Origin of the sequence: Kangiella aquimarina DSM 16071, assembly GCF_000374105.1 — a bacterium.
GTDB classification, from domain to species: domain Bacteria; phylum Pseudomonadota; class Gammaproteobacteria; order Enterobacterales; family Kangiellaceae; genus Kangiella; species Kangiella aquimarina.
Map to the genome: position 1 here is coordinate 1094225 of NZ_KB893650.1, position 13220 is coordinate 1107444.

Genomic DNA, 13220 nt, shown 5'->3' on the forward strand with positions numbered 1-13220 from the left:
TTTTTCTATGCGTAAATTATTATTAATAACCTTTCTTACTCTTTGCTTTTCCTCCAAAGCAGCGGACTTTTATACCTCTATTAAGTCAAGTTTATTAGAGGGAATATCTGATGGCTTTCATATTCAATTAATTGACGCAAACATTTCAAGCCACTATGTTTTATTACAGGCGAGCGGCTCAGATGAGTTAAAAGAAACTTTTTTAACGCTAAAAAATGAATTATCTAGAAGTGGGCTTAAAGTTACTTATACCAATAGTATCGTTCGCCAGAGCTTGATTTTAAAACTACCAAAAGAGCTACTGGATTCGCATCTTGAAAAGCTATTACAAAGGTTGTCATCTAATAAGTTATCATCAGTAGAGTTAATTGTTTTTGGTGGAATCAATCAGCAGCGGCTTCTTGGGGTAATTAATCGTCAGTTTAATGCAAGTAACTTCAATATTACGACTGATAATGAGGTGTTGGCATCAAGGAACTTGATTGCATTACCAGCTTCATCAGAGGAACCGCTTGAAGCACAACAAAATGATTGGTTAATTGGTCTTACAGTGGGGCTTTTTAATTGTTCTTATATTGATAACGGTTATATTAATTTTTACTATTTCCAACAACAGTTCTGGTGTAAAGATTATTCTCCAAACCACTCTTTAACCGATAAAGATGTGGCAGATCTTAAAGACAAACTTTATTCAGATATACAGTTAAGTCTTGATACTCCAGAGGGTTTTCTTAATTATATTGGTTCTTTCAAGTCGGAACGTCGATTAGAACTTTCACAATTATTTTTTAATCGTTTACCTTCGATATCAATTGATAACATTCTTGAATACCATTACAAAAAAATTCTTAATGTTCCTCCAACGTCCGACTCTTTAGGTTCTGATATTGAATTCGCTTCAGTTTATCAGTTACCTGGAAGTTATAAGGTCAAGTCACAATTAGTATCCAATAACTCCAAAGTAGTTAAATTTGATCTTGCGATTGATAGTAGCTTTACCTGTGTTCAGCTTAACTGTGCAAGTCTGGCTGGCCTTCCTTATATAAAATATTCGGCTTCTGATAAAGTCCATTTATTCTCTATGCGATATCCTTCAGCACACGAAACGACTGTTATCAATGAACTTAATAAAGTACTGTTCATACCTTTATCAACATCTAACAGAATTGCCCAGGAAAACCTTCTGGTATCATTACAGGGAGGCTTTCTGTTGGAGGCTTATGACGATAGTTTTAAGCTAATGTCCAAGTTACCATTAGTTAATGCCCACATGAATACTTATGCCGGTATTCCCTCACAGAATACGACTTTAGCATTTACAATTAATAATGATAATAAAAGTCGTATTTCCGTATTTTTGAATTCAGTACCTGGAGGGCAGCACTGGGAAGAGTCAGAGCTGATGTATTTCATTCTTCTTAGTTGGAGCAAGGGAGCAAGTAATCGTTTTCAGGTGCATAAATCCAATACTTTGGTTAATACAGAGCTTTCTGAGAACGTTTATCTCGAAGCAGATAATTCACCCCTATTCATTGATATTGACAACACCGACACTGAGCAAACTGAGCAGATGATACAGGAAGCATTGAACTTTTTGGGTGACTTCCCAGAAAAGCTATCTCGTAATGATTTTGTTGATTTTAAGAAGAGTATTATTACCAATCTTAGTTTGCTAGAAGCGGATAATAAGGCATTACTTCAAGTATCTCACTTATTTGACTTGGAAAAGCCAAGTGGTTTACTCATTCAGCGCTTAGAAAACCTTAGTTATGAACAGTTTAAGGCATTTCTAGCTCAAAAAGCAGCATTCAATAAGATTATTATTTCTACAAATTTTGAACTTAATGAGTCTACCAAACAGTCAATTACAGACTTATCGAACGATCTCTAGCTAAGCCTCTTAAGATCCAAGCCCTCAACCATTAATTCTACAATTTATTTATGCTATTTAACTCATAAGCAACCAGAAATATCTGTTTACGATTCGATATAATGCCTAATCGTTTTGTGTTTTATAATGACTAAAAGTTAAACATGGTCAATATATGAGTGATAAAAGCTCAATTAAAAGGGTGCTTTACAAGGTTGAGCAACTTGTAGAGAGAGGTATTGATAAACGCGTCAGGATTGCGGTTACCGGTTTAAGCGGTGCTGGCAAGACCGCCTTTATCACTTCGCTCATGAACCAGCTTTTGCATATAGCTGATAATGACCAGTTGCCATTCCTTAGAGCCGCTAAAGAAGGTCGAATTCTAGCAACTAAGGTAAGCTCCTACGATGAGTTACATATACCAGAATTTAAGTACAAGCAGTCTCTAGATGCCATCTTCGATAAAAAACCCACATGGCCTGTATCCACTACCGGTATTTCTCAGGCACAACTTGATATTCGATACACTATAAAAAATGAATGGCTAAAGAAGCTACAAAAACAAAGTCAATTAACAGTCGATATCATTGACTATCCCGGTGAATGGTTGCTGGATTTGCCTCTACTAAGACTATCTTTCAAAGATTGGTCTATGCAATGCCATGAACTATTGGAACAGAGTGAGCTTGATAGCAGTTGGAGAGAGCAAGCTGTAGAGCTTATTTATCAGCAGCCTTTACAAGACGATAAAATTGCACAGGTATCGACTGAATATAAGGATTTTATTAGGCAAAATTTCTCACAACAGCACACTTATAATTTATTACAACCTGGACGATTTATCCTTCCTGGTGAGCTTGCGGGAGCCCCGGTATTAGACTTTTTTCCAGTACTTGATATCGATATTTTAAACTCTGACTGGAGTACCCTTTCGTCAGACAGTTTAATTAGAATTTTAGAAAAGCGCTTTAACTATTACAAAAAACAAATTATTGAGCCATTCTTTAAAGAATATTTTGAAAAGGTTGATCGTCAGATTTTACTTGTAGATTGTCTTGAAGTGCTCAACAACGGATATCAGAATTACCGTAATATGCAGTTTACCTTAAGTGAGCTTTTGAAAAGTTTTCATTACGGTCATTCAAACTGGATAAAAAGGATGTTCAGTCCCTCTATCGATAAGTTGCTTATAGCCGCAACTAAAGCTGATCATGTCCCTCCTGAACAACATAGAGAGTTGGAGCTATTCTTACAAAAGATGCTTCAGGGCTCTAGAAACGATATTCAGTATGAAGGTATTGAGCTGGAGACTTTGGCCATTAGTGCTATCAAAGTCACTGAGGCTGTGATGGCCGAACATCAGGCGCAAAAGCTAATGTGTGTAAAAGGCGTGGAGCTTTCTTCGGGTGATGAAGTCATCAATTATCCAGGAAAAATTGCACCTCATTCTTTATCAAAAGAATTATGGCAGGAGCAACAGTATGACTTTGTGGACTTTGCGATTCCTGGAAATTTAACTAGCAGCATACTTCCGCATATCCGGATGGATAAAGTCTTGCAGTTTTTAATAGGAGATAAGTTCCGATGAAGGATAAGCCAGTAAAGATTAAAAGTAAAAGCGTAGATATAGCGGTCGAAAAAGTTGATGAAAAACTATTTGAAGAAGCTGCTGAGAAATCTTTAGCTGATTCAAGTCAGTTCGGTAGGCGCTCATTATCGACTACTGCCAAACCTAAACTTTTAGTTAAAAAGTCAAACAAACGAATAAGAAAACTATTCTGGCCTTCATTATTTACCTTTGTCGCTGGTGCGGCTGTTTATGAGTCCTATCTATTTATTGAGAACCTTTTTTCTTTGAACTCAATTGTGGGGATTGCTGCTACTGCTGTAGCTGGGCTTGTAGTTGTCAGTGGGGCAGTTAGTCTAGTAAAAGGCTGGTTAAGCAGGAGAAAACTTAGGAATCGAAAAAGCAAGCAGATGGCATTTTCACAGCTTATTTCTGAAAACACCTATGGTGAGAGTCAGAAGTTGATAGATGATGTTAATTCCGAAATTGGCCAGCATCTCGATTTGTCCGGTCCAATATCAATATACACAGGTCAAAAACAACAGGTTCATAACGACCGGGAGTTAATTCAGCTCTACTCGCAAACGGTGCTAGAAGGTTTAGATGAGATTGCGCTGGACACCATTACAAAGCACGCAACGGAATCGGCGATTATGGTTGCATTAAGCCCATTAGCAGCAGCTGATATGGCGCTAGTGGCTTGGCGTAGTAGCAAAATGCTTCAGGAAGTATCCCGTGTCTATGGTTGTCCCCAAACAACACTGGGGCGAATTGGACTCACCAGACAGGTAATGACTAACATGATGTTGGCTGGTGCAAGTGATATGCTAGCTGACGCTGGGGCAGAGTTATTAGGTAAAAGCCTGACTGCAACTGTCTCCACAAAAGTAGCGCAGGGAATTGGCGTCGGTCTGCTTATTGCTCGCATGGGCATTCAGACCATGAAACTATGTAGACCTGTAGAGTTTACTGATGACAACAAACCAAAACTTAGCTACATTCGAAAATCTTTGTATAACAAGATTACGACTATCTTAAAGAAAAGCGAACCATCAAAGGACGCTGTTAAAGTAAAAGGGGAGCAAGATGATAGAGATTAAAGATCTCGCAAAAACATTTGCCTACGATAAAAAGGAAGCAAAAAAGAAGAAAGGTAAGACGGTTAGTGATCCTCGAGAGGGTGAGGGTGTTTTCCATGCCGTAAAAAATGTCTCATTCAGTTGCAATGCTGGCGAGGTGCTTGGGTTGTTGGGACCTAATGGAGCAGGAAAAACAACGACTTTACGCATGCTATCAACAGCACTGGAGCCAACAGCGGGGCAAATTCTCATTAATGGGCATGACGTCACCAAAGAGCCTCGGTATGCACAAAAACAAATTGGATTCCTATCTGGTAAAACAGGGCTCTACCACCGCTTGAGTGTTCGTGAAAATGTTGCCTATTTTGGTCGTATGCATGGTCTTTCACGCCAACAGATTGATGAGCGTATTGAGAAGATTTTCACGATGCTGGATATGCATTCATTTGCAGGTAAGCGTGCAGATGACCTTTCAACGGGTATGATGCAAAGAGCATCCATCGCTCGAGCTGTGATTCATGAGCCAAAGGTATTGGTCTTTGATGAGCCAACCACCGGCCTCGATGTGATTTCAGCCAAGACGGTGCTCGATTTCATCCAAAGTTATAAAGGCAGCGAAATGTCAGTCATCTTTTCGACTCACCACCTGCATGAAGTTGAAAAGCTCTGTGATAGAGTTTGTCTGATTGATTTGGGAGAAACTAAATTCTTTGGGCCTACAGATGAGTTTGCAGCAAGTACTGCATCCGGTTCACTGTATGATGCTTTCCTTGCCAGTGTAAATAATAAGAAAGAGGTAGCTTAACATGTGGTTAGTTTACAAAAAGGAATTACTGGAAATTTTACGCGATAAGAAAACGCTAATATTTTCTATTTTGTTACCAACGCTTATTTTTCCTGTTTTGTTTTTTGCAATTGGTAAATTTACCGCAAGCAAAACCGAAGAAGCAGAAAATAAAGAAATCAAAGTGGCATTCGTTAACAGCATAACCCTGCCTGGCTTTGAGGATTTGTTCACTCGAGAGAAAGGTTTCATTAAGGTAGAGCTAGAGTCGGATGATTATAAAGCAGCAATCCTGGATAAAAAGGTCGATTATATCTTCCATGTTCCAGCTGGCGTCAGCTTACCTGCAGAGTCAAGAAAGCAGGAAGTTTTAAAAGTATATTCCAAAGAATCAACCAGGCTGGATAATATTTTAGGTAAGCGCGTTGATGATGTAGTGGATGCTTTTAATAATACGCAACGAATGGAGTTGGGCCGCAACTTTGATTTAACCACCGACAACGTTAAAGCCTTTAATAAGCCTATTCTGATTGAAGAAAATAACTTTGCCTCTCAGCGTGAAAAAACGGGTGAGTTTGCAGGTCCATTGCTCGCTTATTTATTGATTGCATTGGCGGTTTCCGGCGCTATGTATCCAGCACTGGAGCTAGGTGTTGGAGAGAAAGAGCGTGGTACGCTGGAGACATTATTGCTGACACCTATGTCAAAAGGTCAAATCGTAATGGCTAAATTTGGCGTTATTTTTACGGCCAGTTTCTTTACGGTGGTGGTGACGCTGCTCAGTTACCTGTTCTGGGTCTGGATATTTAGCTTCTTTGCCATGGATTCATCAGTAGCTGCTGATCCTGATAGCCTGACGGGTAAGCAGTCAGGCGGTGGCCTCGATTTCCTTTCGAATATTTCGAGTCTTGATCTGTTGTTAGTTGCAGTTTTATTGGTGCCACTAACCAGCATATTTGCTTCCATCATGCTCAGCGCGTCAATTTATGCCAAGAACATGAAAGAAGCCCAGGCCTATATGTCGCCTATCTTTATGATCGGCTTTATGCCTGTTATTGTTGCATTTGTTCCGGGTATGGAGCTCAATGTTAAAACTGCCATGATTCCGGTAACCAATGTTGCACTGGCAATGAAAGACTTGATTAAGGGTACGGTTGATTACGGTTTAATTACCATTCTGTTGATATCAACTGCGGTATTAGCTGGTGGTTTGCTTTACTGGACAACGGTATTCTTCAAGAAGGAAAAGGTTCTATTTAGGAGTTAGATTGAAGCTGCTACGCTAATAAAAAAGGGGCTAGTTAGCCCCTTTTTTATATCTATTCGCCAATCCGTAATGGCTTTTGTAGAAGACCGCTTAACTATTTGCTGTAAATTGTCAGCGTCTGTCCCGGTTTGATTAAAGAGGCATTTTTTAAGCCATTCCATTTGGTTAAATCACTGACCTTGACGTTGAAGCGTCGAGCAATGGTGTACAACGAGTCTCCACTTTTGACCTGGTATGAGCTTTTGTTCGATGCATAATTGGCATAACCGCGAGGCCAAACTTTTAACTTCTGGCCGATACGAATGGTGCTGTTTTGAGCAATTCCATTCCAGTTAGCCAGTTGCCGTGTACTCACCCCAAACTTTTTGGCAATGGTCCACAGACTATCACCGGAGCGCACGTTATATACCTGATAGCGACGTCGCTGCTGGTTTTTGCTCAATGTTGCAAAGAAGTTTTTTTCATACTCAGTGGCATTGATAATGCCGGGCATTTTTAATTCCTGACCGATTTTTAGAAAATCCGATTTAAGCCCATTTAACTGCTTAATGGTTTTAACCGAAGTATTATGTCGCTTAGCGATAAGACTCAGGTTATCTCCAGATTTCACTTTATAGCTTACTGAAGCCATCAGCTGCTTGGGATCAATTTCTAGAAGCCCCTGGTTGAAATGGTCCACTGTTTCCACAGGGACCAAAATAGTCGCCTTTTTATGGTGTTCAGGTACGAACAAACGGTTATAGGCAGGGTTCAGGCGATAAAAAGTATCTTTGTCAATTTGTGCAATCTTAGCCAGCTCCATTAAGTTTGCTGGAGCATCAACTTCTACCTCAACAAAGGCCGGCTGGTTATCGATTAAGGGTAAATCAACCTGGTATTTAGGCGCATTCAGGAAAATATCCGACAGTGCCAACCACTTTGGTATATGGCGCATGGTTTCTTTAGGTAGTTTAAGTGACCAATAGTCGGTTGGTTTGCCTTGGCGCTTATTGGCACGAATGGCCTTCATCACATTACCCGGACCTACATTGTAAGCGGCAACAGTCAGTAACCAATCTCCATCAAACATTTTGTTAAGATACTGGTAGTAATCTAATGCGGCATGGGTAGACGCTACAATGTCACGGCGGCCGTCGTACCATTCATCGATTGTGATACCAAAGCCCTTCGCTGTTTTAGGCATAAACTGCCACATTCCAGCAGCCTGAACGACTGAGTGTGCCAAGGGATCGAAATTACTTTCTACCATAGGGGTAAAAGCTAACTCGACAGGCATATTACGGTTCTCAAGTTCAGTAATGATGTAGTACAGGTAGGGCGCCGCTTTATCTGCGCGCTTTAGAAGCAGATGTGGGCTCTTAAGGTATTGTTCTCTAAAGGCATCAATGCGTGGGTGCTGGACATTGGCAAAACTTTGTTCGCTGGCCAGGTGTTCCCATAAGTTAGGAACAAAAGGTGCAACCTCTGAATCTGACAGTAATAATGGATTGTTGTTATCCAGCTCAGGAGCGGGTAACGGGCTTCCATCCTCGGTCGTCTGTGGATTATCAAAACGAGGGTCATTGACTGTATCTTCTTGTTTTACAAGGGTACTACAGGCCGTTAAACCCAAACAACTTATCAATAGCAAGCGCTTCATAGGCATTTATATTTATTAAAAATTATCTTTTAGTCGTCTGATTGTAGCAAAAGTTTCCACAGGATCAGAGAGACTTTTATGGGTGGCCTTTTCTGCGGCCTGGATCACAGTCGCTTTCGAGCAGCGTAAAAAGGGGTTGGTATTCAGTTCGCTTTCAATAGTAGAGGGCAGAGTTTCCAGATCCTTTTCCCTTAACTGTTGGCATTTTTCTTCCAATGCCAACAGTTCAGAGTTATCCGGCTCTACCGTTTTGGCAAAAGCAATATTGGCCAAAGTATATTCATGCGTGCAATAAACCAGAGTATTGGCAGGAAGCTGCGCCAGCTTCTGAAGCGTGTTATAAAAAATCTCAGGAGTACCCTCAAACATTCGCCCACAACCGGCCCGAAATAGCGTATCGCCACAGAATATCAGGTTCTGTCCATCAAGGTTTTGTCCAAAGTAGCCGATATGACCCATGGTGTGGCCGGGCAGATGAAGGACCGAAAACTGGTAAGTATTATCAAACAAACTGATTTGATCGCCTTCATCAAGCTCGGTATCGGTAAATCTGAGTTTGTCATGTCGTGACGCGTAGACATGGCAGTGATAACGATCTTTAAGCTTCTGAACACCGCCAATATGGTCATTATGGTAGTGAGTGATGAGGATGCTATTGAGCTTGAGGTTGTTATCCTCAAGGAACTCAATAACTGGGCGGCTGTCACCTGGGTCAACTACCGATACCTGCTTGCCGTCAGGGGAAAATATCACCCATATATAGTTATCACTGAAAGCTTTTAAAGGAATAATACGCACTGGCTTGCTTGAGTTCATTTGTCAGGTTAGCATGACCCCTAATGTACATAACCGACCAGTGACTGGCAACTTGCCGTGCCCAGTCCTTCGAACGATGAATTAGCCATGACCATAAAGCTGTCAGAACTCAGTTGGCCAGAATTACCTGCCGGTAATCGGATTCGTTATATCTGGCAGGAGTGGTTACAAAGTCACCTTGAAGAGTATCATGGCGGTTATCTGTTAACTCTGGATAGTCTGACTCAATGCCTTAGCCTTCCGGATAATGTCTTTGAGCATGAAATCAGGCTGGGCAAAAGCCTGGAGCATTGTGTTGAGGCAGATCCTGAACAATTACCTTTTATGACTGACTCTTTGCAAAGCGTGGTAATCAGTCATGCGCTTGAATACACCGAAAACCCAAGTGTGTTATTAGGCGAAATACATCGTAGTCTGGCTCCGCAAGGGTATTTGTATGCCCTGATTTATGCTCCGGATAATCCTTGGTACTGGCAGGGAAAACTACGCCTTGCGCATAAGCGACGTAACTTGCCGCTTCATCGTTATACACTGAGTCGTTATACGGATTGGTTCAATTTGTTGGGCTTTAAAACAATAGAAGTCGAAACCATTGGCTGCCCATGGTGGCGAGGCTTTAAGAGTTTTCAGCGCAAAAGTCAGATGAGTAAGGCGTGGATGTCTGCGCCTATTGCCTATATGGTCAAGGTGCAGAAAAAGGTCTCTACAATGACACCTATCAGGCCGCTGGAAGAAAATCTGTCAGTGGCAATGGCTGGCAAACTGGCAAATATATCAACCAAACAACTTGATCAAATAAACAACTAGAAGAACGAATTTGTGAAAAAAGTAGAAATTTATACTGACGGAGCCTGTAAGGGCAATCCAGGCCCTGGTGGATGGGGCGCACTATTACGCTATGGTAAGCATGAGAAGCATCTGTTCGGTGGTGAGTTAAATACAACAAACAACCGAATGGAGTTGATGGCCGCAATCGAGGCTTTGAAGGCCTTAAAGGGAAAATGCCAGGTTGATCTGACGACCGACTCGGTGTATGTCAAAAATGGTATTAATCAGTGGCTGGAAAACTGGAAAGCTAAAGGCTGGAAGACTGCTAATAAGAAGCCGGTTAAGAATCAGGATTTATGGCAGGAACTGGATCAGCAGGTTGCACGGCATCAGGTAAGCTGGCACTGGGTCAAAGGGCACAGTGGTCATGCAGAAAATGAAATTGCAGATGAACTTGCTAACAAGGGCGTAGAAAAAGTGCTGCGGACAGCAGGCGTTTAATCGAGAAGATTACTGATATGAGACAGATCGTTTTAGATACAGAAACTACGGGTCTTGAGCCCTCTGATGGCCATCGAATTATTGAAATTGGTTGTGTAGAGCTTGTTAACCGAAAATTCACAGGTAATCACTACCATCAATATCTACAGCCTGATCGAGAGATTGATGAGGGCGCCATTGAAGTTCACGGCATCACGAACGAATTCTTGGCTGATAAACCGAGATTTGTTGATGTTGTGGATGAGTTTCTGGAGTTTATCGAAGGTGCTGAGCTGGTTATCCATAACGCGCCTTTTGATGTTGGTTTTCTTGACCATGAATTAAATTTACTTGATAGCAGCAAAGGGAAACTTTCTGATTATTGTACGGTGCTGGATACATTGGTGCTGGCCAGGCAAATGCATCCGGGACAGCGAAACAGTTTGGATGCGCTGTGTAAGCGCTATGATATTGATAATAGTCACCGCGAGTTACACGGAGCATTGCTGGATTCTGAAATTCTGGCCGATGTTTATTTGAGAATGACCGGCGGTCAAACCAGCCTAACCTTGGGGCGTCAGAACGCAGCAAATCAACAAACTGCGGAAACAACCATTCGACGTATTTCCAGCAACCGACAGCCGCTGAAAGTCATAAAAGCCAGCGAGCAAGAAGCTGAAGCGCATTTGAAGAAGCTGGAATCACTTAATAATGCCATCTGGAATCAACAGGAAGGGTAGAATGTCAGAATTTGTATCAAGCCATATTGAAAATAAAGTACTGCATATAGAGTTAAGCAGAGCCGATAAAAAGAACGCCTTAACTTCAGATATGTATACCGCATTAACTAAAGAGTTTGCTGAAGCAAAGTCCAATTCAGATATTCATGTAGTGTTGTTTAAAGGGGCAAAAGATTGTTTCTGTGCCGGTAACGACATTGCTGATTTTCTTGAACAGCCGGTTCTTGATAGTGGGAGTCCGGTTTTGTCTTTTCTTAAAGAGCTATACAGTTTTAATAAACCTATTGTGGCCGCTGTTTCAGGACCTGCAGTTGGCATTGGTACAACTTTCTTGCTGCATTGTGATTTGGTCTATGCCACTGAACAGACATATTTCAGTTTGCCTTTTGTTGACTTAGGGCTGTGTCCTGAAGCTGGCTCCAGTTATTTGTTGCCACGCCAGATTGGTTATGTCAGAGCAGCAGAGTTGCTGTTGCTAGCAGAGCCATTCGATGCATCAAAAGCAAAAGAATTAGGTGTTATTAACGATGTTGTCGATGCAGAAAGCTATTGGCAGTTTGCACAGGAGAAGGCTGAAAAACTGGCAAGAAAACCAGCTCATGCATTGCAGGTAAGTCGCCAATTGATTCGTTCGAACGCCAGTATGGTTGGACAGGCTATTGAACGCGAGGCCAGAAGTTTCTCTGAGTTACTGAAAAGTGACGAAGCAAAAGCTATTTTCAAAAAGTTTCTAGAAAAGTAGTTTTAAGTCCTATAAAAAAAACGGACTTCAGGTCCGTTTTTTTATAGGTTTGAGTTATTAATGGCCAACCAGGAAGTAAACCACCAAGGTAATAATTCCCGCTCCAATCAGGTTCAAAATAAAACCATTTCTAACCATCAGTTCTACACTTAATTTGTTGCTGGAAAAAATCACTGCATTGGGTCCTGTTGCCACTGGCAACATGAAGGCGCAACTGGCGCTAATTGCTGCAGGGAACATTAAAATAGCAGGGTCCATGTCAGCTGCAACTCCTGCTGCTGCCAGTATTGGCATTAGTAATGCTGCAGTTGCTGTATTGCTTGTCAGTTCGGTAATAAAAGTAACGATCAGGCAAATTGACACTATCAACAATAGTGGCGGTAAACTAGTCAGGAAGCCCATAGAGTTGCCGATGATTTCGCTAAGTCCTGAAGCGGTGAACGCTGAGGCAATGGCAATCCCACCAGCAAATAGTAGCAAGACTCCCCACGGGATCCTGTTGGCTGTCTCCCAGTCTAGAAGCTTGCAGCCTTTTCCATTAGGGATCATAAACATGGCAATAACCCCAAGTAGAGCAACTGAGGCATCGTTTGCATGCTCAAGTCCAAGCAATTCGCTCCAGCCGCCAAACGGCCCAGTACGGGAAATCCACAGAAGGGCGACTACTGTAAACACCGCCATGGTACGCTTTTCTTCGGGACGCCACTTGCCTACTGGGGGCAAGTCATAGCTCTGGTGTGCCTTGAGTTTACGTGTCAGCCATAGCCACATTAGAGGTACAAACAAAATAACAATAGGTAGAGCCCACATCATCCAGTCGATAAAGCTGATGACTTCCCCGGTCGCTTGCGCGTAGAAGTTCATAAATAGCAGATTGGGAGGTGTTCCTATCGGAGTACCGACACCGCCAATATTGGCGGCATAGCCTAGACCGAGTAACAGGGCTATGGCAAATTTTCGGGTGTTCTCATTGTCCGGCCCACACTGGATGATGGCCATTGCAACGGGTAATAGCATCAATGTGGTGGCTGTGTTCGAAATCCACATGCTTAGAGCGGCACTTGCTACCATAAAACCGAACACTATTCGCTTTTCCGAATGTGACCCGACTAATCGAATCATTCCCAGTGCCAGTCTTTTATGCGTACCGCTTTTTTCCAGGGCCGTGGAAAGGATAAAGCCACCCATCAGTAACAGTATCAGCCAATGGCCATAGGCTTCTGCAACCTGCTTGGCACTAAGAACATCGAATGCTGGAAAAGCAGCGATAGGAATTAATGAGGTTGCCGGAATAGGGATAGGCTCAAAAATCCACCAGATTGCGCAGAGTGAAGCGATCGCTGCGGTAATTGAAGCTGGGTGGGTAAAGCCAGAGCTGCTCATTAGAAAGTAAACCAGAGCGGCAAGTGCTGGCCCGAAAAATAAAGCAATAGGTCGTAACTGTTGTTGCATTGCTTAACGCCCCCAT

Annotated in this window: 12 protein-coding genes; 9 read left to right on the forward strand and 3 right to left on the reverse strand. The window is 42.0% G+C overall.

Annotation, left to right across the window (positions count from 1 at the left end):
- The first annotated feature begins 7 nt into the window (after positions 1-7).
- From B158_RS0105290 to B158_RS0105310, 5 genes are all read left to right on the forward strand, one after another.
- A complete protein-coding gene (locus tag B158_RS0105290) occupies positions 8-1891 on the forward strand; it encodes a hypothetical protein (RefSeq protein WP_018624316.1) in 1884 nt (627 codons plus the stop codon).
- 154 nt (positions 1892-2045) lie between these two features.
- Entirely contained in the window at positions 2046-3458 is a 1413-nt protein-coding gene (locus tag B158_RS0105295) for a YcjX family GTP-binding protein (RefSeq protein ID WP_018624318.1), read from the forward strand.
- A complete protein-coding gene (locus B158_RS0105300) occupies positions 3455-4537 on the forward strand; it encodes a YcjF family protein (protein ID WP_018624320.1) in 1083 nt (360 codons plus the stop codon). Before B158_RS0105295 ends, B158_RS0105300 begins: the two co-directional genes overlap by 4 nt.
- Complete coding sequence (locus B158_RS0105305) at positions 4524-5321, forward strand: ABC transporter ATP-binding protein (RefSeq protein ID WP_018624323.1); 798 nt, start codon at positions 4524-4526, stop codon at positions 5319-5321. Before B158_RS0105300 ends, B158_RS0105305 begins: the two co-directional genes overlap by 14 nt.
- A 1-nt stretch (position 5322) precedes the next feature.
- Positions 5323-6567 carry an ABC transporter permease gene (locus tag B158_RS0105310; protein ID WP_018624324.1) on the forward strand — a complete coding sequence of 415 codons (1245 nt, stop codon included), beginning with the start codon at positions 5323-5325 and terminating at the stop codon, positions 6565-6567.
- A 94-nt stretch (positions 6568-6661) separates the two neighbouring features.
- Here the strand turns inward: B158_RS0105310 and B158_RS12900 are convergent, their stop codons facing one another.
- A complete protein-coding gene (locus B158_RS12900; protein WP_228127065.1) occupies positions 6662-8191 on the reverse strand; it encodes a lytic transglycosylase in 1530 nt (509 codons plus the stop codon).
- A 30-nt stretch (positions 8192-8221) separates the two neighbouring features.
- On the reverse strand, positions 8222-9022 hold the full coding sequence (gene gloB / locus B158_RS0105325; RefSeq protein WP_018624326.1) for a hydroxyacylglutathione hydrolase: 801 nt from the start codon (positions 9020-9022) through the stop codon (positions 8222-8224).
- A 57-nt stretch (positions 9023-9079) separates the two neighbouring features.
- Here gloB and B158_RS0105330 point away from each other — a divergent pair, with 57 nt between their 5' ends.
- Genes B158_RS0105330 through B158_RS0105345 form a run of 4 tightly spaced genes read left to right on the forward strand, consistent with a single transcriptional unit; the run spans position 9080 to position 11752 of the window.
- Positions 9080-9829, forward strand: coding sequence for a methyltransferase domain-containing protein (locus tag B158_RS0105330; protein WP_018624327.1), 750 nt, complete (start codon positions 9080-9082; stop codon positions 9827-9829).
- A gap of 12 nt (positions 9830-9841) precedes the next feature.
- Positions 9842-10291 (forward strand): ribonuclease HI, encoded by a 450-nt coding sequence (gene rnhA, locus B158_RS0105335; RefSeq protein ID WP_018624328.1) that lies wholly within the window; start codon positions 9842-9844, stop codon positions 10289-10291.
- A 17-nt stretch (positions 10292-10308) separates the two neighbouring features.
- Complete coding sequence (gene dnaQ, locus B158_RS0105340; RefSeq protein WP_018624329.1) at positions 10309-11010, forward strand: DNA polymerase III subunit epsilon; 702 nt, start codon at positions 10309-10311, stop codon at positions 11008-11010.
- Between the two features lies 1 nt (position 11011).
- A complete protein-coding gene (locus tag B158_RS0105345) occupies positions 11012-11752 on the forward strand; it encodes an enoyl-CoA hydratase (RefSeq protein WP_018624330.1) in 741 nt (246 codons plus the stop codon).
- Between the two features lie 57 nt (positions 11753-11809).
- Here B158_RS0105345 and B158_RS0105350 read toward each other — a convergent pair whose 3' ends face one another.
- A complete protein-coding gene (locus B158_RS0105350; RefSeq protein WP_018624331.1) occupies positions 11810-13204 on the reverse strand; it encodes an SLC13 family permease in 1395 nt (464 codons plus the stop codon).
- Positions 13205-13220 lie beyond the last annotated feature (16 nt).

Excerpts from the sequence above, each read along its gene's own strand:
- gloB (WP_018624326.1), bottom strand. The coding sequence starts at position 9,022 with ATGAACTCAAGCAAGCCAGTGCGTATTATTCCTTTAAAAGCTTTCAGT.
- B158_RS0105295 (WP_018624318.1), top strand. The coding sequence starts at position 2,046 with ATGAGTGATAAAAGCTCAATTAAAAGGGTGCTTTACAAGGTTGAGCAA.
- B158_RS0105310 (WP_018624324.1), top strand. The coding sequence starts at position 5,323 with ATGTGGTTAGTTTACAAAAAGGAATTACTGGAAATTTTACGCGATAAG.
- B158_RS0105300 (WP_018624320.1), top strand. The coding sequence starts at position 3,455 with ATGAAGGATAAGCCAGTAAAGATTAAAAGTAAAAGCGTAGATATAGCG.
- B158_RS0105305 (WP_018624323.1), top strand. The coding sequence starts at position 4,524 with ATGATAGAGATTAAAGATCTCGCAAAAACATTTGCCTACGATAAAAAG.
- dnaQ (WP_018624329.1), top strand. The coding sequence starts at position 10,309 with ATGAGACAGATCGTTTTAGATACAGAAACTACGGGTCTTGAGCCCTCT.
- B158_RS0105345 (WP_018624330.1), top strand. The coding sequence starts at position 11,012 with ATGTCAGAATTTGTATCAAGCCATATTGAAAATAAAGTACTGCATATA.
- B158_RS0105290 (WP_018624316.1), top strand. The coding sequence starts at position 8 with ATGCGTAAATTATTATTAATAACCTTTCTTACTCTTTGCTTTTCCTCC.
- B158_RS0105350 (WP_018624331.1), bottom strand. The coding sequence starts at position 13,204 with ATGCAACAACAGTTACGACCTATTGCTTTATTTTTCGGGCCAGCACTT.